Source organism: Corynebacterium bovis DSM 20582 = CIP 54.80 (genome assembly GCF_030408615.1).
GTDB classification, from domain to species: Bacteria; Actinomycetota; Actinomycetes; order Mycobacteriales; family Mycobacteriaceae; genus Corynebacterium; species Corynebacterium bovis.
The window spans coordinates 233,306-254,387 of record NZ_CP047187.1 but is presented as its reverse complement, the minus strand read 5'-3'; the positions used below and the strand labels follow the sequence as shown (position 1 = coordinate 254,387).

The following is a 21,082-nucleotide window of genomic DNA, read 5'->3' as shown; positions in this document are numbered from 1 at the left end:
CCCCCTCCCGGACCCCCATCCGCGTTCACCCGTTCCGGCCGGACGGCACGCCCCGGCGCGTATCGTTGGCCGGTATGGAGATGAAGCTCAGGAAAGCCAAGGACGTCAACACCGCACAGCTCGTCACGATCGGCCTGATCGGCGGGTGGGTCTCGGCCAAGGAGACGGGCATCCGCCCGCTCGGCGGGGTCCTCCTCGCCGCCGCCGGTCTCTACGCCGGGCGCACGTGGCAGGCCAAGGGCGGGGCCGCGCTCACCGCCGGTCTCACCGCCACGTACGTCGGGGCGTTCGGCCTGTCGCACCCGCTCGCGAAGAAGATCGGCGCGTGGCCGTCGGTCCTCGCCGTCACCGCCGTCGCCGCCGGGGCCGCGTACGCCCTGTCGGACGCGAAGTAGGTCCCGCACCTCCGCGTCATCCGGTGGGGGGACGACGTTCCCCTCCCCCCGGCCCCACGGCCCGCCCCTCATCCCCCGGGATGAGGGGCGGGCCGTCGCGCGTCTCATCCTCCGGCCCGACGATTCCGCGGAGCGCGCACCGTAGCGTCGTCACCCGACCCGTGACCCCGACGTGAAGGGCCCGACGTGCCTCCCTCCTCCCGACCCTCCCCGACCGACCCGACCCCGGCGGACACCGCCCCGGCCGCCGGCGCAGCGGCCTCAGCGACCGCGCCGGCCGCGACCGGCACCGCCCCGGCCACCCCGGCCCCGACCGGGACCACCCCGGCGCCCGCGGCGCCCGCGGCGCGCATCGTCGCGCTCGACGTCCTGCGCGGCTTCGCGCTCTGCGGCATCCTCGTCGTGAACATCCCGCCGCTGCTGTGGCTCGAACAGACCCCCGGCACGGCGTGGATCCGCACGGTCCTCGACATCACCGTGCAGGAACGCTTCTTCCCCCTGTTCAGCCTGCTGTTCGGCATCAGCTTCGGGCTGCTGTGGCACCGGCTGGAGACCCGCGACGCCCGCCCCCGGGTCGTCATGCTGCGCCGCCTGCTCATGCTCCTCGTGCTGGGCGTGGTGCACCAGCAGCTCCAGCCCGGGGAGGCACTGCTGCCGTACGCGCTCGTCGGGCTCGTCGTCCTGCTGCCCCTGACCTGGGTGCCGCGGACCGTGCGGACCCCGGTCCACGCGGTGCTGGGCGTCGTGGCCACGCTCGTCGCCGTGCACCAGGGCGGCGGGGTGCTGCTCGTGCCCGCGCTGCTCGTCCTCGGCGTCGCGCTGGCGCACCCGCGGGTCCTCGCGGCCGTGACCGGACCGTCGCGGGGCACCCGCCACGGGCTCGCGGTCGTGGCGGCGGTGACGGCGGCCGTGGCCGTCGCCGGGGCGGTGACGTGGACCGGCACGCCGCACGTCCGGGCGCTGCCGTGGTTCTCCCCGGCGTTCGGCCTCGCGACGATGGTCCTGTACGCCACGACGGTCCTGCTGCTGCTCCGCAGCCGCGTCGGCGGCGTGGTCCGGCGGCTGTGGGAGCCGTTCGGTCGGACGGCCCTGAGCAACTACGTCGGGGCGACGCTGCTGGTCCTCGCCGCCGCGGTCACCGCCGAGGGGCTCGGCGGCGTCCCGTGGCGCGGCGACGCCGGGTACCCGCTGGCCGTGGTCATGGCCGTGGTGATCCTGCTCGTCCAGTACGGGCTGACCGTGGTGTGGCTGCGCCACTTCCGGCAGGGTCCGCTGGAGTGGGCGTGGCGGTGCGTCACCTACCGCACGATGCTGCCGATCCGGCGGTGACGCCGCCGGGCGGCGCCGGTCAGGGCCGGTCGGGCCCGGTCACAGCCGCGCGGCGACCGCCCCGACGGTGTTCTGCGCCATGTCACGCAGGGAGTCCAGCCGCGGCTCCGGGTCGCCGGTGAACACGACCGGGTCGGCGGCGAGACCCCAGCCGAAGCCGGTGGTGATGGCCTCCATGGCCTTCTCCGCGCCCGTGGTGTCGTAGCCGCCCCGGATCCAGTAGCTGAACGGCAGGTCCTTCGTGCGGGACGCGCCCTCCCCGTCGGGGCCCGCCGCGGCGAAGGTGCTGTCGAAGTAGTGCTTGAGGGCGCCGGAGATGTAGCCGAAGTTCGCGGAGGTGCCGAGGATCACCCCCGCCGCCCCGAGGAGCTCCTCCGCGTCCGGCTCCAGGGCACGGCGTTCACGGACCTCCAGACGCCCGTCACCACCCTGACCCCCGGTCTCCGCGAGGGCGGAGGTGACCTCCGCGCACGCCTCGCGGGCGGCGTCGAGAACGGTGTCCGCGATCATGCGGAGCCGGTCGCTCGGGCTGTGGTGGACGACGAGAATGTACGCCATCGGGGGTCCCTTCCTGTCCTGCCGGTCGTGTCTGTCCCGGGTGTCCCGCGGGGGTCCCGCGTCCCGGGCCGGGTCCGGTGCGGTGGTCGCCGGGGCCGGGCCCTCCCGGTCCCACCGTACGCACGACGCCGCGCGGACGGGGTGCACGACGGCGCACGTGGCGGGGCTCGTGGCGGGGCCGGACGGGGTGCGCGACGGCGCGCGGTCCGGGGTGCACGACGCCGCGCGCCGGGCCCGCCGCGCCGCCGACCGATGCACGCAACCGCAGCCCCGACGGGGAGTTGTACTGTCTGCCCCATGGACAGTTCACTGATCGTGCTCCGCCACGTGGCGTTCGAGGATCTGGGGACGTGGGGAGCGGTGGCCGAGCGGGCGGGTTTCCGCACCGAGTACCGGGACGTCGGGTCCGACGTCTTCCGGCTCGACGACGCCACCGCGTCCGCGGACGACCTCACGGAGCTCATGGAGGCGGATCTCGTCGTCGTCCTCGGGGCGCCCCTCGGCCTCGACGACACCGGCAGCTACCCGTACCTCGACAGCGAGGTCGAACTCATCCGCCGACGCCTCGCCGCCCGCCGGCCGGTGCTCGGCGTGTGCCTCGGGGCGCAGCTCATGGCCCGCGCACTCGGCGGCACCGTGAGCACCCCCGACCGGCCCATGCAGATCGGGTGGGGGTCGGTGACGCTCACCGAGGCCGGGCGGGGGCACGCCGTCGCCGAGCTGGAGGACCGGCCGGTCCTGCACTGGCACGGCGACGACATCGAACTTCCGGCCGAGGGTGCCACGGTCCTCGCGTACGACGACCGGTGCCGCGTCCAGGCGTTCGCCACCCCCGCGGGCCTCGGCGTGCAGTTCCACCCGGAGTTCGACTGGCGGCGCGTGGAGAGGTGGCTCATCGGCCACCACAGTGACCTGGTCGCGCAGGGGGTGGACCTCGACGCGCTGCGGCGGGACTCCGCCGAGCACGGGCCCGGGCTCATCGACGCCAGCGAGCGGATGGTCTTCGCCTGGCTGCGGGCCCTGCAGGTCGCGCGGCACTGAGCGCGCGGGGGTCGGCGACCGGGCGGGCGGGGCCGGGCCGGGGACAGCCGAGGCCGTCCGGGCCGGGGGTCGGCGACCGGGCGGGCGGGGGTCAGCGACCGTGGCAGGACTCGAGGAGAGACGCGAGCCGCGCCCGGTTCCGCTCGATGTCCGCCGGTGAGGCGTCACGGTCGTTGATGATCGAGGTCACCTCTGTCCGTGTCGGGGACAACGGCGGTCCGCAGGCGTTCCCCACCGACTGCAGGAGGTTCAGCCACGCGGCCGATGCGTTCAGCGAGTCCGGGGCCGTGAACCCGCGGTGGGTCATCAACTGCACCTGCGCGGGATAGTCGGCGCCGGTCTCCGGCCTGTCCCCCACCGGTTCGTCGGTCAGGTAGACCGTCCCCGGGAGCAGGTCGCGGTACGGGCTCGCCCCGTACACCTCGCCGATCGTGCGCAGCCCCGCGTCGAGGTACCCGACGTTCGACGGGTGGGCGCAGACCCTCGGTGCCTCCCCCGCGCACACGAGATCGTCGACGGGGACGGCGAAGAGCCGGTCGTCACGGTCGCCGAGTCCCACGACGAAGGACGCCGCAATCGACAGGATCAGGGTGACGACGACCATGACGGGGGCGATCCACAGCCGCGACACGGCCCACCCGACCGCCGCGCCGATCACCGCCACCGCCACCGCGAGGCCGGTGCCGGCCAGGACCGACGGGAGGTTCAGCACGATGTCCGCGAGGACACGCGGGACCGCGACCCCGTCCGCGAGGGCACCGTACGAGGCGGCGACGAGGCCGAGGACCAGGAGGGTGGCGTGCGCCGCGACGACGATCACCGCCGCGCCACCCAGCACATTCCCGCACGTCCTCAGCCGGGCTCCGGGGGGACGCCGATCCCACTGGTTGAGACCTGCCCGCCAGCGCATCTGACCGCAGAGCACGCCGACCCCCATGAACCACGGGCACGTGATGAAGGGGGCGTTCGTGAACTGGACCCTCATGAACTCCGCGGGGCTGCCGCCCCAGTCCCCCACGGAGGTGCCCGCCATCCAGACGAGCACGACCGTGGAGAGGGCCCAGAGCACGAGCCACCACTGCGATCTCCTCACGGCCCGGCCCGCCCACGGAGCGCCACCACGCCCGCGGCGGGGGCTGCGCGGCGCCGCGGTGGCGCGCCCCCCGTCGTCGTTCCGGTCCCGGCCCCGTCGGTCCGTCCCCACCGGTCCGCTCCCGTTCCCGTCGTTCGTCACAGTCCGGTCCTCCTGATCGTCGTCCCCGTCATCCTGACCGTCATCCTGACCGTCGTCCGTGCCGTCGTCCTCACCGCACCCACCTCAGTGCGCACCTCTCGACGTCGCGCCACCGGCGTAGACCGCGACCCCCACCGCGGCGACGACGGCCGCCACGGCCCAGCTGAGGTCCGGGTGTCCCTCGACCGTGTGGAGCAGCCCGGGGGCCTTCAGCGCCATCCACACCGTGTCGGACGTCGGCATCCGGTAGGGCGGGGAGAACAGCGCGAACCCGAGCCCGAGGGCCAGCGGAGCACCCCACACCGTCCACGCCGGCCCCACGCCGGCGGCGATGAGGGCCACCCCGAGGAAGATGAGCACGTCACGGAGGTAAGCCAGGAGGCCGTACGGCCCGGTGCCCACCCCGCACGTCGCGACCCCCAGCACGACGGCCACGGCCGCGGCCACGAGCACGAGACCCAGGCGGCGGCGGGTCAGCGACCGCGCGCACACGAGCTCGTAGGGCGTCTCCCGGGTGAAGACGATGCTGAGGCACACCGACACCAGGAGGGCGAGGATGTACGGGCGGTCCTCGATGACGGACCCGTTCGCCGACGTCACCGCCGTCAGCAGCGCGGCGACGAGACCGGCGGAGACGACCGCCGCCACCGTCGCGACGACGACGGAGTGGAACCTCAGCCAGAGGAGGAACCCGTTCGTCCGGAGGGACCGCCCGGCGGCACCGTCCCTCCGGGAGCCCTGCGCCTCAGACATGGCTCAGGTACGCGTCTTCGATGGCGCGGGCGTCGTCCGTGCCGCCGGTGAAGTCGTGCATGCTGCCCGTGAATTTCACGGCACCCTCCGAGAGGACGGTGACGGCGTCGGCGACGCCGGCGACGTCGTCGACGATGTGGGTCGACATCAGGACCGGGATCCGTTCCGCGATGACGGTCAGGGCGTTCGAGAGCGCCCGACGTTGCGTGACGTCCAGGCCCGCCGACGGCTCGTCGAGGAGGAGCGCCTTCGGGTCGCCGATGAGGGCTGCGGCGATGCCGGCGCGCCGGCGGGTGCCGCCCGAGAGGCTCCTGATCCGGGAGTCCCGGTGGTCCTGCAGCGAGACGGTGTCCAGCGCCGTCTCCACCTGGCCGGCGACCTCGTCACGGTCGACCTCGTTGAGCCATGCGATGTAGTGGAGGAACTCCTCGACGGTGAACCGGCTCCTGGGGAGGTTGTCCTGCGGGAGCAGGCCGACGGTCCGACGGAGGAACGTGCGGTCCGACCGGCCGTCGACGGTCACTGTCCCGGAGGTCGGTTCCCGCATCCCCGTCGCGACGGACATGAGGGTCGACTTTCCCGCGCCGTTCGGCCCGAGGAGTGCGTGGATACCCGACCCGACGGAGAACGTCACCCCCCGGACCGCCGTTGTTCTCCGGTACCGCACGGTCACGTCAACAAATTCGATCAACGGCACTCTTCCTTCACGACATCGTCAGGGGCCGCCGTGCGGAGCCGGGTCCGCGGGCGGGGAACTCCGCTAACGATGACGGAGGTTTCTGCGTCTGTCCAGTGCGGAACCGCCTCTCCGGGTCACCTCACCCCCTTGTCGGGGGACGGGCGTCCGGATCCGTGTCATTTCCCCGCATTTCCGGCCATGTCCGGGCACTGTCCCGGCCGCCCCCGGATATTCCGGATATTCCGGCCCGGATATTCCGGCGCATTCCCGGCGCATTTCCGCCCGCATTCCCGGAATTGTCCCGCCCGTCCCCCCTCATTCACCCACGCACGTGCCGGGCGAAGAACGCGGTGATCTCCCGCGTCGCCGCGAAGGACCCGCCGGCCCGCAGCGCCCCGGCGGGGGGTCCGCCCGGTGGCCCACTCGTGGCCCATGTCGTCGACCGCGACGTGCGCGACCTCCCGCCCGTCGGCACAGTCGCCCCAGGTCAGCCGGGTGACGGTCGGCCCCGGGCGCTCCTCGGCGGGCACGGGCGCGCACCGGTCGCGCCGCACGAACGTGTCGACGAGCTGCCGCGGGGAGAGGTAGGGCTCGCCGTAGCGGGTGCCGCCGTCGTACCTGAGCAGCGCGTCCCGTTTCCCGTGGATCTCCAGGAAGGACACCCCGGCGTCGTCGCACCCGGTGTGGGTGCGCGGGTAGTACGCGCCGGCGACGGACGCCACGGCGGCGAAGGTGCGTGGCATCCGGCAGGCGAGGGTCGCGGCGAATCCGCCGCCGTTGGACATGCCTGCGGCGTAGATCCTGTTCTCGTCGACGGTGTATCCGCGGCGCACGGCGTCGAGAATGTCCCGGACGAAGGTGACGTCGTCCCCGCCGGAGGCGTCGTCGGTGTTCGTCCGCGCGTAGGGGGCGCCCTGCCACGCGCCGTCGACGCCCTGCGGGTAGACGGCGAGGGCGCCCGGCCACGGGGTCGGGTCCTGCGCGGTGCCGGGGGACGGTTCGCCGAGGGCGGTGGCGGTCATCGCGGTGCCGTTGCCGTGCAGTCCGTGGAATCCGAGGACCACGGGGGTCGGGGTGCCGGGACGGTACGACGCCGGGACCGCGACGATGAACTCGCGCACCCTCCCGCCGGACACCATGGTGATGTTGCGCACGCCCCCGGGGCCGGGCAGGTCGAGGTCCGCGTTCGCCTCCCCGACGACGGCGTCCTGCACCCCCGGCAGGCCGACGGCGCCGAAGTCCACGCCGGTCGCGACGGCGTCCATCGCGCGGTCGACGAGGGACACGGCGGGGTACTCCACGCCCTTGTGGACGTAGCTCGGCTCCGAGGTCGCGACGGGCACGACGCCGGCGACGACCGTGACGACGGCGACGGTCGTGAGGAGCCGCCGGCGGGTGCGCCGGACGGGGGTTCTGTTCTTCACCTGTTCATTATATCCCCGGGCCGGAGGGCGGACAACATACCGGAGGATGATCGTCGCGGGCCGCGGACCCGTCCGAACGGATGATCCGGGCGGGCGGGGGCGGGGCGGGCGGGGCGTGGCCCGCGGGGCGGGGCGGGGCGGGCGGGGGCGGTGCGGGCGGCGCAGGCGACGCGGGTGGGGCGGGGGCGTGGCCCGCGGGGCGGCCCCGTCGCCACCCCTCCCCCGGCCCGGAACCGGAACCCGGATGATCGGAATCAACACTGAAGTCATTTCTTCTCAACCCCGAAATCACCCCTAAGTGTCACAGCCGCACCACAGGTATCACGAGTAGCACGCCGGCCAGAACCAGCCGCTAAGGTTCGCCCCGATGCCGTGGAACAGCGTCGATACAGCATAACCACAGCAGGAACACAGCGTCCGCAGGCCGCGCCTGACCGATCGAAAGCGATGCCATGACACTCTTCTCCACCCCCCGCACGACCCTCGCCGCAGCTGTCGCCGCCCCGCTCCTCGCCGTCGCGACGGCCGTGTCCCTCGGCGCCGCCGCGCCGGCCGCCTCCGCGCACGCCGAGCCCCCGGCCCCGGCCCCGGCCGCACCGGCCGCCCCGGCCCCGGAGCACGCACAGCACGTCGTCGTCTACGGCGACTCCTACGCGGCGAACCCGAACCAGCTCGCGACGATCCTCGACCCGAACCCGCTGTTCCACGAGTTCACCAAGGACTACCCGCGGCAGGGCACGCTCGCCAGCGGCAAGACGTGCTACCAGGCCCCGGACAGCTGGCCGTACCTGCTCAAGGACCGGGGGCTGGACATCCGCGACTGATCCTGCACCGCGCAGACCTCCCGCACGATGCTCGAGCGGATCGACGCGTCCGTCGCCGCCGGTGACCTCACCCCGCAGACCGACACGGTCGTGTTCCCCGTGGGCATCAACAACTTCGGCCCGTGGGGGGCGAAGGACGACGTCAACGTCCTCAACCCGCAGGAGGTCCGGGAGAAGTACCTCGCGGACATGCAGGAGGCGGCGCGGCGCGTGCGCGCGGTGGCCCCGAACGTGCGGATCATCATCCCCGGGATGCCGCAGATCTCCAACGGCCCGTGGTACTGCGCCGTGAACATCGCGCCGGACCGCCCGGGCGGGGTGGCGATCCCGTGGCTCGGGCAGGTCGAGAACTACGTGCAGGCCAACCAGCGCGAGGCCGCCGACGCCATCGGCGGCGAGTTCATCGACATCAAGGCCGACAGCATCGGGCACGACTCCTGCGCCCCGGACGCCCAGCGGTACGTCGCCGGCGTCATCGACACGACGACGCCGCACTACAACCTCATCGGCCACCCGTCCCTCCTCGGGTCGCAGTTCATTGCCGACGAGGTCGCCGCGCGGCTCTAGGCCCGCGGCCGGGGGGCCGGGGGGTTGGGTTGGGGTTCTGAACAGCCGCTACCCCGACATCGGGGCCTTGGGGGTGGGGTTCTGAGAGCGCGGTGAGCGGAGCGGGGGACCGACCGCACGAGGAGCACGGCCGGGGGCCCTGGGCCGAATAATGACTCCCGGGGGAACGGACGGGGAGGTGCAGGGGACGACGACCGGTGCGGCCGCCCCGGGACCGTGACAGCGAGGGCACGGTCAGCAGAACCGGCCCACCCCCGCTATCATCCGGTGAAACGTCTAAATGGAAACCGACGTTGTTATCGACGTACGGCGTTACGTAACGCTGCGCCTACGATGTACACGCCAGTCGCGACGCGGAAGGAATCCCCTTGTCAGACCAGATCACCGAAGCTGAACGGCTCGACTGGGTCCGCGAGGCCCGGGACACCATCCGGACGAAGATGAGGGGCGACGGACTCAGCGCCGCGCAGGCCTACGAGGCGACCGCGACCGCGCGGGTGTGGCGCCAGGACGACGCCCGCGCCGTCCTGCACGAGGCCTACGAGATGATCCTGGACAACATCAGCAAGTCCTACGGCCCCAGTCCCCACACCGAGCTCAACAGACGGAGGCCCACGGACGCCTACGTGGACGGTTGGTACGAGGGCCCCGACCTCGAGAACGACATCTTCTGGCCCCCGCTGCGGACGATCATCGAGCGGAACCTCGGGGAGGACGCGCTCAGGTCCATCGACGACTCGAGCACGAAGATCCTGCGTGAGGCACAGATGCCGTCCATCCCGGAGCTCCGTCAGCGAGGGCTCGTCGTCGGCTACGTCCAGAGCGGGAAGACCACGAACTTCATGTCCGTGATCGCCAAGGCCGCGGACGCCGGTTTCCGGCTCATCATCGTCCTGACCGGCACGATCGAGAGTCTCCGCCGACAGACCCAGAAGCGGCTCGAGGACCAGCTCATGCACACCACGGAGTCCCGCTGGAGTCTCCTCACGACCGACGAGAAGGACTTCGAGGAGACGAAGAACGCTGCACAGCTGGCCAACCCGGACATCAGGTTCCTCGCTGTCGTCAAGAAGAACCGGCGGCGGCTGGAGGCACTCAACGACTGGATCGACGGCGCGGGTGACAGCGCCTTGAGCTGCCCGATCCTCGTCATCGACGACGAGGCCGACCAGGCGAGCATCAACGTCCAGACCTCGGCCAAGGACGACAGAAGCGCGATCAAGAACGACAGGAGCGCGATCAACCGGCTCATCGGTGACCTGCTGCGGAGGAACCGGACGTCGTACATCGCCTACACCGCGACGCCGTTCGCCAACATCCTCATCGACCCGAACGACTCCCAGGACCTCTACCCGAAGGACTTCATCCACGTCCTGCCCATGCCCGAGGGGTACTTCGGGACGGAACAGGTCTTCGGCCGCGACGCCCTGCCCAGTGAGGACCCCGACGAGATCTCGGACGACGTCCACGACATCATCCGCGAGATCCCCGAGGACGAGCTCAACGAGGTCCGCCCGCCGAGCAGGAACATCGAGGCCTGGAACCCCGCGGTCCCGGAATCGTTGTCACAGGCCATCCGGTGGTTCCTCCTCGCCACCGCGGCCCGCCGGCTCCGCGGTGACGCCGGGAAACACTCGTCGATGCTCATCCACACGTCGTCACGGACCGACGCCCACGAGGCCCTCGCGTCCGAGGTGGACGCGGAGATCCGGTCCGTCAGGGAGGGGATCCGGACGGGACGACTCCGTGACGCTCTCCGGACCCAGTGGGAGTCCGAGACCGGTCTCAACCCGTTGAACCCGGACTACGGGGAGCCCCTGTCCTTCGACCAGGTGTGGGAGGGCCTGCCGGACGTCGCCGGGGACCTCGAGACGATCATCGACAACGGGACGTCGGAGGAGCGGCTGGACTACGAGGCGAAGATCCGTACCGTCATCGCCGTCGGCGGCAACACCCTGTCCCGCGGACTCACGCTGGAGGGGTTGGTCTGCAGCTACTTCGCCCGGTCCTCCAGGACCTACGACACCCTGCTGCAGATGGGCCGCTGGTTCGGGTTCCGCCGTGGCTACGAGGACCTCGTCCGCATCTGGATGCCGGGTTCACTCAGCACCTGGTACCACGACCTCGCGACGGTCGAGGAGGACCTGCGGCGTGACATCGCCCGGTACGAGTTCGAGGGGTTGACCCCCCAGTCCTTCCAGGCCCGCGTGAGAACGCACCCCGCGATGCAGGTCACGAGTGCGACGAAGATGCGCAACGCCCGGAAGGCCCACATGAGCTTCAGCGGCCAACGCGTCCAGACCATCGTGTTCAGGGAGGACGACCGCGAATGGCTCCAGCACAACATCGACGCGACGAAGCGGCTGGTCTCCCGCCTCAACGAACTCGGTGTGACGTCCACCGAACGGAACGGGACCAGGGTCTTCCGCGGCGTCGGGACGAGGGACATCGTCGAGTTCCTCCGCGACTACAGCTTCGAGTCCGACGTGACCTTCAGCGAGAAGAGCTCCCGGAAGGAACTCCTCGTCCGGTACATCGAGTCGGAGGCGAGACGGAACGGAATCCGCGGGTGGAACGTGTCGTTCTTCGGACAGATCCGCCCCACCCGCGGCACGATCGACCTCGGCCTCCCGGAGCCGCTCAACCTCATCAACCGCAGTCGGATCGCGAGCAGCCCCAAGGGCCGTGCCAGTGTCAACGTCCTCGTCGGACCGAAGGACCGGATCAACGACCTGCCGCTCGACGATGACCAGTGGGCCGAGGTGAACCGGGGTCTCGCGGCGATCAAGGGGACGCATTCGGACGCCTTCCTCCTCGAGCAGCACGAGGAGTTCGCGGGCAGGGGGATCGGCCACCTGGGGGTGTACGCCATCTCGAAGGACTCCGAACCGCGCCGGTCCTCGACCGGGGACCCCACGGTCGCCCCGACCAAGCAGCGGCAGAAACTCGGCGCGGTCGAGGACGTGATCGGCCTCGGCCTGTTCCTCCCGAAGGCGGACGAGACCGCCGAGGTCGAGTACATCTCCGGACGGAGCCTCGAGGACCTCACGGAGGCCGAACGCGAGGAGATCGAGGCGGAGGCCGCGGCCGAGGTGGAGGCTGCACAGCTCACAGGAGAGGACGACAGTGAATAAGTTCATCGACCGGGGTCTGAGTTTCGAGACCCTGTCGGACCTCAGCGCGTACCTCGAGTCGTCCGGGATCTCGGAGGTGAAACGGGACTCCTCCATCATCGTCCCCAACGGGACCGTGGTCTTCTTCGCGACCCGCAGGAACGGGCGGGGACTCCTGATCCCGGTCGCGGAGTCGTGGGCGGCCGAGGTAGACACCTCCGGCAACACCACTGGACTGAGGGCGGTCGAGGTCGACACGGTGGAGGACGCGGGCGGCCACTCGCTCCGCGTGCGGCTCCTCGACCCGGATCTCCTCCTCACCTTCGGGGCGTTTCTCGACCATCTGCTCGGGAAACTCGCCCGGAACGGTGACGACGCGGGCCGGACAGCCGTCAACGAGTTGACCTCGTGGAAGGCCCTGTTCAGGTCCGCCTACAACAGCGTCCCCTCCGTCGAGGCCCAGGTCGGACTCGTCCTTGAGCTCGAGACACTCCTGGCGTTCATCCGACGGGACGGGGTCTCCGTCCTCGACCGGTGGACAGGGCCGGCGGGCACGAGACACGACTTCGAGTTCCCCGGTCGGTCCGTGGAGTGCAAGGCGACGCTGGCACGCGAGACACTGGCGATCGACATCCACGGTGCGCACCAGCTCGAGCCCGCCGGCGACCGGCCGCTCGACCTCGTGGTCCGCCGGTACGAGACGGACCCGGACGGCCGTGCCTCCGTGCCGGAACTCGCTGCGCAGGTCATGTCCACGGAGGGCCTCGACCGCGAGGTGTTCCTCCGGAAGCTCTCCGAGGCGGGCGTCCCCGTGGAGAGTCTCGACGAGCCCGGGCTCTACACCCGCTTCAACGACCTCCTCGACCTCGAGTACACCGTCGTCGAGGACTTCCCCCGCGTGGACCCGTCGACCCTCGACCCGAGGATCGGCACGGTGCGGTACAGCGTGGACCTCACGGACCCGGCCACCGTGCCCGGGTACCGCGAACCGACCCTCCTCAGCCACGGGGGCCGCCGGTGAGTCTCTACCACTACCGCGAGGCGGCGTCACCGCAGAGTCTCAGTCACGCCAACGTCGTCTCCCAGGCTCTCGGACGGCCGTCGCTGGGACGCTGGGACCTCTTCATCCGTGAAGCCCTCCAGAACAGCTGGGACGCGCGCGACGCCGCACGCACCGACGACGGGGTCACCTTCGCCGTCGAGTACGACGAACTCGACGGCCCCACCACGGAGTACCTCCGCGAGGACATCTTCGGGACCGGGTTCAGCCGACCCCGCGGGCTGAGGGAGGCCCTCGACGCGCCCCGGGTCCCGCTGCTCGTCGTGTCCGACACCGGGACCCACGGTCTCCGGGGACCGACGAACGCGGCCGTCGCCCACGACGGACCCAACGACTTCAGCAGCTTCGTCCGCGAGGTCGGGCGGGACAGCGCCAAGGAGGTGAAGGGCGGCGCGTACGGCTTCGGGAAAGGGGTGTTCTACAGCGCGAGCCGGACGCACACCGTCCTGATCTACACCCGCACGACCAATGAGCACGGGGCCCGCGAGCACCGTCTCATCGGGGTGACCTACGACGAGAAGTTCGACGAGAACAACCGCCGGTACACCGGGAAGCACTGGTGGGGGGTCGAGACCGAGTTCAGGGACCCCGACCTGGACGCGACGATCAAGTACGCCGAACCACTCCGGGACCGTGAGGCGGACACCGTCGCGGCGCGGCTCGGGATGGACCGTCACTTCACCGCGGACCGCGCGACAGGGACAACGGTGGCCGTCGTCGCCCCGGACCTGGGCGACGGGGTCGAACCACGGAAGACACTGGAGGCGATGGCCCGCTCACTCACGGTCTGGGCGTGGCCGCACATGGTCCACACCCCGGACGACGAGGACCCACTCACGTTCGTCGTCACCTGCTGCGGAGAACCCGTCGACGTCCCGGACCCGCGGCGGGACCCGCTCCTCAGGGAGTACGTGACCGCGTACCTCGCGACCCGGGCACTCTCCCCGGACGCTCCCGAGGGGTGGTCGCTCCACCGTGGCACGGACATCACGACCGTCCGCTCGCACAGGCCCTCACGCCGGATCGGTTTACTGGGTGTCCGTGAAATCGGTGAGGCCGCGGCCGCCGGAAGCATCCTCGGTGACCGCACCGGATCACTCGCCCTCATGCGCGCTCCCCGGATGATCGTCGACTACCAGCGTGGGTACAGCGATCCGCAGGGACGCGCCTTCGTCGGCGTCTTCGCCGCCGACAACTCCGTCGACCGCGAGTTCGCGAAGAGCGAGCCGACCGCCCACGACGGGTGGAACTACGAGCGCATGGACGACTCCGACCTCGGGGAGGCCTGGCGGAGCACCCGGGCGAACCCCGTCAGGATCGCCCTCAACCACATACGCGAACTCCTGCGCACGTGGGGACAGGACGAGAACGTCACCCGCGAGACGCGGTTCGACTCCGCGTCGCGGCAGATCGCCGCCGACCTCGGCGGGGCCCTCATGGGGGTCGGGGGGACCTCGACCTCGCAACCCCTCAGGAGCAGCCGGCCGTCGTCCGGAGGTGGGACCCGGGGCAACAACGCCGCGGGTGTCCGGATCTCCCTGGAACTGGCCGGACTCGCAGCGTCCGGGAACCGGGTCACGGCGAGCTTCGTCGTCTCCGCCGACGGTCCCTTCCGGCGGGGCCCGGTCGAGGTGTCCGTCGAGCCCTACGTCGCGACGGAAGGACCGGTGGTGACGGACCTCAGCTCGTTCACCGACCCACCGCAGCTGCTCGGCTGGGTGTACGGCGACGCATCGACGGCGCAGGACGTGTCCCGCAGTCCGTCACCGTCCGCGGAGACGGGTCCGGTGATCCTCGACCCGGAGCACCGTTCGGCCGTCGTGACCGTCGTACACCCGGCCGACCTCGCCGTGGGGCTGAACCCCGAGGCCCGCCCGGTGGCGCCGACCCACAGGGAGCCGGCCTGACATGACCGCCAACAAGCGTGCACTCAGTTACGGCTACCTGCGGCCGCGCGCAGACCGTGTCGACGACCTCACGGTCGAGTTTCTGTCCGGGACGACCTCCGCCACCGTCCGTGCCGCCGGGAGCGGCGACGCCGTCCTCGAGAACTGGCCCCCGGGTTCGGACATCACAGCCACCGTGACCTGCACCGTCGACCTCGACGGTGTTCTCGGTGACTGCGGGTTCGACCCCTCGGGCGACCGTCCCCCGATCGTCCTCTTCGCGCGGTGGAGCTGCCCCTCCACGTCCATCCGCGGGTCCGGTCGGCCGCAGGCGGTCCGGGACGGCGTGAACCGGGTGTCCGTCGACATCGACGGGTCGGCGGTGTCGAGGGCGGTCAACGTCGAACTCGTCGTCACACTCGGGTCTGCGCCGAATCCCCGGGGCAACCCGGTCAGCCCGTCGCGCCCGGGCAGTGTGTTGTGGAGGGACTCCGTCCGCGTGTACATCGAGGGGTCCGGTACATCCGTCCCGACGACCCCCCTCGACTTCCGTGAGGCCGGCATCCGGCCGGACGGCGCCATGTGGCGCATCGAGTTCGACCGCGACCTGGAGGTCCACGCCTCGCGCGGGGTCAGGGTGCTCATCAACTCGTCGCACCCGGTGTGCCGGAAGGCCCTCGACAACCTCGCCTCGGGGAAGCGCCCGACCCCTGAGACCAGACTGTGGCAGCGCTTCCTCGAGATCGACCTGCGCACCCAGCTCGCCGTCTTCGCGGTCGGCCAGGCCGCTGAAACCGACCTCACGATGTTCGCCGACGACGAGATGAGTTTCGGGGCGTCGCTTCTCCGTGTCCTCCAGCTCTACTTCCCGAACGAGGACTGGTCGCGGCTCCACCGCAGGTCACTCGACGATCCGGGGCTGATACCGTCAGCTGTCCAGAACCTGTTCAGGGAGGCGGTCTAACCGTGCGATCATTCCCCCTTCTCGACACCGTGTTCGCGAAACAACTGGTGGCACAGAGCGTCGACAAGACCGTCGATGAGCTCACGGCGTCGGTCATGCTCTCCCACCCGAAGACGCGTCTGTCCGAGAGCGGTCATCCGCCGGCAGGCGAGGCCGGGGTCACGGAGGTCCGTGAGGCCGTCCTCGCCCTCGCGGTGGCCGCCGGTTTCCCCGACCCAGTGGGGCCCGGCCGGTACGCCGAGTTCGACCGGCAGGCGGCGAAGGTCCTGTACGAGCTGGTCGACACGTCCGTCGCCGACGGACGGTCGACGGAACTGTGGAACTTCCTCACCACCTGTGTGCTCATCGACGTCGCTGCGTGGCGGTACCCCAACGACCGGGGGAACCAGAGCTTCGCCCGGTATCTCGGGTCCTCGCCGAAGAGCACGTTCAAGAAACTCTGGTGGCGCTACCACGTGCTGGGCGATCTCAGCGACCGCCTCGGCGAGGACCAGGCCGTCGCGCTGCTCGAGCGGACGGGACTCGCAGGCGACCGGCGGCTCGCACGGTTCATCGTCGAGGAGTTCACCCGGAGGTACCGGAACGGCCTCGGCGCCGAGTCCCAGGCCTTCCGCGGCGTCATGCTCCAGATCGGCACCGCGGCGGCGACGACATGCTTCGAGGTTCTCACCGACGACCAGCTTCGCGAGGTGGTGGGCGAACGGGTCTCCCGCGGCATCGAGCTGTACCGTGACAGCCTGAGCACACCGCAGACCGGGGCGGGCGCCCCACCGGCGACTGAGGCTGCGACCGACGGCTCAGAGGCTGATGGACCCGGGGCCGGGCCGGACCCCTCCCCCGCCGTGGACACCGCGTCCGACCCGGTAGGCGGTGGCACCCCGGGCGACGACACGGCGTCCGACGACACCGCGCCCGCCCGCCCGTCAATCCTCGGGGCCCTGTCCCGGTTCGGCAGAAGGAGTACCCATTGACCGCCTCCCCCACACGGGTCGCACCGTCCGCCCGACGACTGACCGGCTCTCTCCGGGACGTCGGGTACAGCTTCGAGGCGGCGGTGGCCGACCTGATCGACAACAGCATCACCGCCGGCGCAACCCGGGTGTCCGTCGACGTCCGCTTCGCAGGGCGGGACTCGTGGGTCCTGATCGCCGACAACGGTTCGGGGATGGACTCCGCAGGACTCGACGAAGCCCTCCGCTTCGGGAGCCAACGGGCCTACGGTCGTGGGGACCTCGGACGGTACGGGTTGGGGTTGAAGACCGCGTCCCTCTCCCAGTGCCGCCGTGTCTCGGTCTACTCCCGGAACCCCGACACCGGCCACGTCGACGGCAGGTGCCTCGACCTGGACTTCATCGACAGGGTCGACGACTGGATGATCGTCGACCCCGACGACGCCGAGCTCGAGGAGCGCGTGCACGGGCTGCTCGACTCCCCGACCGGTACCGTCGTCGCCTGGCAGAACCTGGACCGGCTCCTCCCGGCCAAGAACCCGGACGGTAGCTGGGCGCGGAAGAAGTTCTCCGGCGCGACCGAACGCCTGGCGCAGCACCTCGAGACGGTCTTCCACCGCTTCCTCTCGGGTGAGGCCCACAGATCCATCTCGATCTCGGTCAACGGCGAAAGCCTGACCCCGTGGGACCCCTTCGCCCGTGACGAGTCCGCGACGAAACTGATCAGTAACGACATCCTGGAGGTCGGCACCGGCCTCGGGAGCGGGAAGGTCTCGCTCCGCGCGTACTGCCTGCCCTCCCGCTCCCAGTTCTCGTCACTCGAGAACTTCGAGCGGACCGCTGGCCCGCGTAAATGGAACCGGCAGCAGGGTATCTACGTCTACCGGGCGGACCGCCTCGTCCAGTGGGGCGGATGGGACGGCATCCGCACGATCGACGAGCACACGAAACTCGCCAGGGTCGCCCTGGACTTCGACACCGACCTCGACGACGAGTTCAACATCAACGTCGCCAAGATGCGGGTGAACATCCCCCACCAGCTGAAGAAGATGATGGGCCGGGCCGTCGCCGACGTGTGTGCCGAAGCCGACTCACGGTACCGGAAGGACCAGAAGTCCTCGACGTCGGCCACCGGGACCGCCGACAGCCCCGCAGCTCAGGACCGGGACCAGGCGGACCTGCCTGACGCCGCGGACCTCGGGTTGGCGTTGAAGTCGGCGGCAGCCCGGTCCGGGAACTACGCGGCGTTCCGCGAGATCAGCAGGATCCTGCACGAGGAGTCACCGGAGCTGGCGAAGCGACTCGGCCTGTGAACTGACGGCGTCACGCCTCCGATATGGCGTCGTCCATCGTTCCCTGGGCGTCACTGACGCCGAACCGGTCGCACGTCCCGAGCAACGGGCACGTCGCACAGACCGGGTTCGCGATGCGGCAGTGGGACTGCGCGAGCTCGATCAGCCCCAGATGGGCGCTCCGGGAGCCTTCGTTGAGCCCGAGCATCCGGGCCACCGCCAGCCGTCCGTCCGTCAGCCTGTTCTTCTTCTCCATCGAGATGGACTGGTAGCGGGAGGTCACGCGCCCCACGCCCCGGGTGACGAGAACCGGTTCCTCGGAGACCCCGCCCTCCGTCCCGGTGACCGGCGCGATGAGCTCGACGAGCGCAGCCTCGCTGGGGGTGAGCTCCTTGAGAACCTTCCTGTCCACGGCAGGACGCCACAGAGCGCCGGGATCCGTCCGCAGCTGATCCACGAAGCGGCGGAGCCTGTCGGCTCTCTTCGTCATACCGGCCCCGTCCAACATGTCGACCAGTACGTCCACGGTGTCGCCGGGAACGTGGGGGTCGTCCGCCTCCGGTGCGGGCATGGCCTCGATCACCGGCCAGATCTGATCGACCTGCCGCTTCGCCATGCGTGTGAGCACGATCTCCCCGACCGCCGCTCGCCAGCGGTTCCCGGTCCAGAGCCAGGGGAGGATCCGTTCCGGTGCCGGGCGTCCGCGGAACCACCGCGCCAGTGCGGACGCGGTTTCCCTGCTCCACTGCCTGCCGGGCGTCGCCTCCTTCATCCATTCGGCCATCGCCTGTGCGATGGCCGCCGCGGCCCGCGGGGGTACCGCGTTTCCGATCTGTTTGAAGGCCGCGCTCGGCGGACCGTTGAAGCGGAAGTCATCGGGGAACGTCTGGATCCGTGCTGCCTCACGGACGGTGAGCGTCCGGGGCTGACGCGGGTGGATGTACCCGTACCCGTCCTTGGCGATGTGCGCGGTGATCGTCCTGGAGACATCGTTCTCGTCGAGGCGCTTGTACTTGTCGTCGTAGATGTCCGACCGGTAGCGGCGCAGCGACTCCGGCAGATCCGAGTACTTCGTGTTCGCGTCCATGAGGTTGAACGCCTCGCGGTCGTCGTCCCTGACGGGTCTGGTGATGTGGTCGAAGAGCTTTCCCCGGTCCTCGGGGGCGACGCGACGGCGGATGTACCGCTGGAACGCCGTCTGCGGCCCGTCGTAGGGGATCCACCCGTCGGCTCCGCCCTCGGGACGCCAGCCGCCCTCGACCTCGGGCATGTCACCGATCGCGTTCCACAGCGTGACCTTCTCGGGGTGGTCCTCGGGCCACTCGAAGTGGATCCCGTCGCGGAAGGCCACGATGATGAGACGCTGGCGGTGCTGCGGCACGCCGTACCGCCAGGTCTCGACGACCCGTTCGTAGACGGAGTACCCGAGCTGCTCAAGCTCCTCGATGACCGACCGGAGGATGAACATCTCCTGGTCCAGGGCCATGTCCGGGACGTTCTCCATGATGATCGCGGCGGGCCTCGCCAGGCTGACGATCTCCAGGTACGAGCGCCAGAGGTCCCGACGGACGTCGTGCGGCTCACGGAGGCCGCGCTCGACGAGGTCCCGGATCCCGTTCCGGCCGGCCTTGGAGAACGGTTGGCAGGGTGGGCCTCCGGCCAGCACCTGGATGCCGCACTCCCTCATCAGACCCGCGACCTTCTCGATCGCCTCCTCCGAGGACAGGTCCCAGTCGACCGACATCCCGGGGAAGTGGTGCCGGTGGGTCTTGACCGCGTCCAGGTAATGGTCGACACCGAGCACGACCTCGAAGCCGGCGTCCTCCAGTCCGAGTGAGATTCCCCCCGCCCCGGAGAACAGGTCCGCCGCGAGAACCGCTCCCCTGCGTCGACGTGCCCGGCAGTAGTCCTTGAGCGAATCCACGTCGTCGCAGTGGTCACGGTGAGGCGGAAGATGCAGGTAGGGTCCCCGGATCTGGGCGACGTTGTACCTCGACGCTCCGCCGGCTCCCTGCTCTGTTCGCACCACAGGGACATCGTACCGGGCGCCCCGGACAACCCCTGAACCGCATGTTCGATAGACTGCAGCCCCCCGCCGACACCGATCACGGACCGGGAACCCGCCACCGCCAGACCATCTCGACCTCGTCGGCGATCTCGTCCACCTCATCGTGTTCCCAGTAGTGGAGCGGAAGCCACCCCCGTTCCCTGAGGGACTCATCCTTCTCCCGGTCCCGTTCCACGTTGCGGTTGAGCTTGGCCCGCCACCACTCCCTGTTGTTGACGGGAACACCCCCGTGGACCGGGCAGAGATGCCAGAAGCACCCGTCCATGAAGACAGCGATCCTCGCCCGGGTGAGCGCGATGTCGGGCCGGCCCGGGACCTCCCGGTAGTTCACCCGGAAGCGCAGACCACGGCGGTGCAGTTCACGCCGTAACGCCAGCTCCGGCGATGTCCCCTCCCTCGACATCCGGCGCATCTGCTCGCGCACCGTCGTGTTGAGTGGGCGCGGCCGGTCGTCCGTCACGGATTCCCCGCTCGGTCGGCTGCACGACAGGTCCCCGCCTCGGGACATTACACGCATGGTCTCGACACTACCGACCGCGCCCCCGGCACTCTACCCGACCTGCCGCCGCAAAATTCTTTGACCCCAGCCCTCCAGTACCCGCACCCATACCACGCGGGACGAACACACGAGACTAATTGCTATCGAGATGCGACACTAAGGGCACCGCAGCGGACGCCAGGGCCACACAAAAGGATCACCTCGATCCCATACGTTCCCACAAGGACCCGCCCGAACGGATGTGACTGGAAATATACTCCCCAGGCTTGCAAACATTAACCATTTTAGGCTTGAATCTTTCCGCCTCCCTGATAAACGATCGGTCAAACGTAATAAGCCACACGACGTCAACAGGATTTTGTCCAGCAATCGTCCGACACGCCCCGTACACCATGCCATCCTCGTGATCCAGAGGAGGATTTCTCTCCGCTCCGTGTTCCGAAGTT

17 protein-coding genes and 1 pseudogene are annotated in these 21,082 nt (G+C 70.3%); 11 read left to right on the top strand and 7 right to left on the bottom strand.

Annotated features, from left to right (window positions below; genetic code table 11):
• Positions 1–74 precede the first annotated feature (74 nt).
• Complete coding sequence (locus tag CBOVI_RS00840) at positions 75–395, top strand: hypothetical protein (RefSeq protein ID WP_010270802.1); 321 nt, start codon at positions 75–77, stop codon at positions 393–395.
• A 186-nt stretch (positions 396–581) separates the two neighbouring features.
• Positions 582–1,724, top strand: coding sequence for a DUF418 domain-containing protein (locus CBOVI_RS00835; RefSeq protein WP_198485105.1), 1,143 nt, complete (start codon positions 582–584; stop codon positions 1,722–1,724).
• Between the two features lie 39 nt (positions 1,725–1,763).
• Here CBOVI_RS00835 and CBOVI_RS00830 read toward each other — a convergent pair whose 3' ends face one another.
• The gene (locus CBOVI_RS00830) at positions 1,764–2,282 is read right to left on the bottom strand and encodes a flavodoxin family protein (protein ID WP_029157911.1); all 519 of its coding nucleotides are present in this window, start codon (positions 2,280–2,282) and stop codon (positions 1,764–1,766) included.
• A gap of 297 nt (positions 2,283–2,579) precedes the next feature.
• On the opposite strand from CBOVI_RS00830, the gene CBOVI_RS00825 reads away from it, so the two are divergent.
• Positions 2,580–3,323, top strand: a complete 744-nt coding sequence (locus tag CBOVI_RS00825; RefSeq protein WP_010266966.1) for a glutamine amidotransferase-related protein — start codon at positions 2,580–2,582, stop codon at positions 3,321–3,323.
• Positions 3,324–3,414: 91 nt separating this feature from the next.
• Here CBOVI_RS00825 and CBOVI_RS00820 read toward each other — a convergent pair whose 3' ends face one another.
• The 4 genes from CBOVI_RS00820 to CBOVI_RS00805 form a co-directional block, all read right to left on the bottom strand.
• On the bottom strand, positions 3,415–4,416 hold the full coding sequence (locus tag CBOVI_RS00820) for a hypothetical protein (RefSeq protein WP_125186269.1): 1,002 nt from the start codon (positions 4,414–4,416) through the stop codon (positions 3,415–3,417).
• Between the two features lie 225 nt (positions 4,417–4,641).
• Positions 4,642–5,310 carry a hypothetical protein gene (locus CBOVI_RS00815; RefSeq protein ID WP_010266971.1) on the bottom strand — a complete coding sequence of 223 codons (669 nt, stop codon included), beginning with the start codon at positions 5,308–5,310 and terminating at the stop codon, positions 4,642–4,644.
• On the bottom strand, positions 5,303–6,001 hold the full coding sequence (locus CBOVI_RS00810) for an ATP-binding cassette domain-containing protein (RefSeq protein WP_157998193.1): 699 nt from the start codon (positions 5,999–6,001) through the stop codon (positions 5,303–5,305). Before CBOVI_RS00810 ends, CBOVI_RS00815 begins: the two co-directional genes overlap by 8 nt.
• Positions 6,002–6,165: 164 nt before the next feature.
• A complete protein-coding gene (locus tag CBOVI_RS00805; RefSeq protein WP_010266975.1) occupies positions 6,166–7,413 on the bottom strand; it encodes a CE1 family esterase in 1,248 nt (415 codons plus the stop codon).
• Positions 7,414–7,865: 452 nt separating this feature from the next.
• Here CBOVI_RS00805 and CBOVI_RS00800 point away from each other — a divergent pair, with 452 nt between their 5' ends.
• From CBOVI_RS00800 to CBOVI_RS00765, 8 genes and pseudogenes are all read left to right on the top strand, one after another.
• On the top strand, positions 7,866–8,237 hold the full coding sequence (locus CBOVI_RS00800; RefSeq protein ID WP_183273691.1) for a hypothetical protein: 372 nt from the start codon (positions 7,866–7,868) through the stop codon (positions 8,235–8,237).
• A gap of 18 nt (positions 8,238–8,255) precedes the next feature.
• Positions 8,256–8,804, top strand: a pseudogene (locus CBOVI_RS00795) (GDSL-type esterase/lipase family protein); the annotation flags it as partial.
• A 368-nt stretch (positions 8,805–9,172) separates the two neighbouring features.
• Positions 9,173–11,938 carry a Z1 domain-containing protein gene (locus tag CBOVI_RS00790; protein WP_010264285.1) on the top strand — a complete coding sequence of 922 codons (2,766 nt, stop codon included), beginning with the start codon at positions 9,173–9,175 and terminating at the stop codon, positions 11,936–11,938.
• On the top strand, positions 11,931–12,938 hold the full coding sequence (locus tag CBOVI_RS00785; protein WP_010264282.1) for a PD-(D/E)XK motif protein: 1,008 nt from the start codon (positions 11,931–11,933) through the stop codon (positions 12,936–12,938). The genes CBOVI_RS00790 and CBOVI_RS00785 overlap by 8 nt, the downstream gene beginning before the upstream one ends.
• Positions 12,935–14,884 carry a hypothetical protein gene (locus tag CBOVI_RS00780; protein ID WP_010264280.1) on the top strand — a complete coding sequence of 650 codons (1,950 nt, stop codon included), beginning with the start codon at positions 12,935–12,937 and terminating at the stop codon, positions 14,882–14,884. The genes CBOVI_RS00785 and CBOVI_RS00780 overlap by 4 nt, the downstream gene beginning before the upstream one ends.
• 1 nt (position 14,885) lies before the next feature.
• A complete protein-coding gene (locus CBOVI_RS00775; protein WP_010264276.1) occupies positions 14,886–15,827 on the top strand; it encodes a hypothetical protein in 942 nt (313 codons plus the stop codon).
• A gap of 2 nt (positions 15,828–15,829) precedes the next feature.
• The gene (locus CBOVI_RS00770; RefSeq protein ID WP_125186629.1) at positions 15,830–16,798 is read left to right on the top strand and encodes a DUF6339 family protein; all 969 of its coding nucleotides are present in this window, start codon (positions 15,830–15,832) and stop codon (positions 16,796–16,798) included.
• A complete protein-coding gene (locus tag CBOVI_RS00765) occupies positions 16,795–18,090 on the top strand; it encodes an ATP-binding protein (protein ID WP_010264268.1) in 1,296 nt (431 codons plus the stop codon). Before CBOVI_RS00770 ends, CBOVI_RS00765 begins: the two co-directional genes overlap by 4 nt.
• A 10-nt stretch (positions 18,091–18,100) precedes the next feature.
• Here CBOVI_RS00765 and CBOVI_RS00760 read toward each other — a convergent pair whose 3' ends face one another.
• Both CBOVI_RS00760 and CBOVI_RS00755 read right to left on the bottom strand, forming a co-directional pair.
• The gene (locus tag CBOVI_RS00760) at positions 18,101–20,098 is read right to left on the bottom strand and encodes a DNA cytosine methyltransferase (RefSeq protein WP_232625764.1); all 1,998 of its coding nucleotides are present in this window, start codon (positions 20,096–20,098) and stop codon (positions 18,101–18,103) included.
• A 76-nt stretch (positions 20,099–20,174) separates the two neighbouring features.
• Positions 20,175–20,597 carry a very short patch repair endonuclease gene (locus CBOVI_RS00755; protein WP_010264260.1) on the bottom strand — a complete coding sequence of 141 codons (423 nt, stop codon included), beginning with the start codon at positions 20,595–20,597 and terminating at the stop codon, positions 20,175–20,177.
• Between the last annotated feature and the right edge of the window lie 485 nt (positions 20,598–21,082).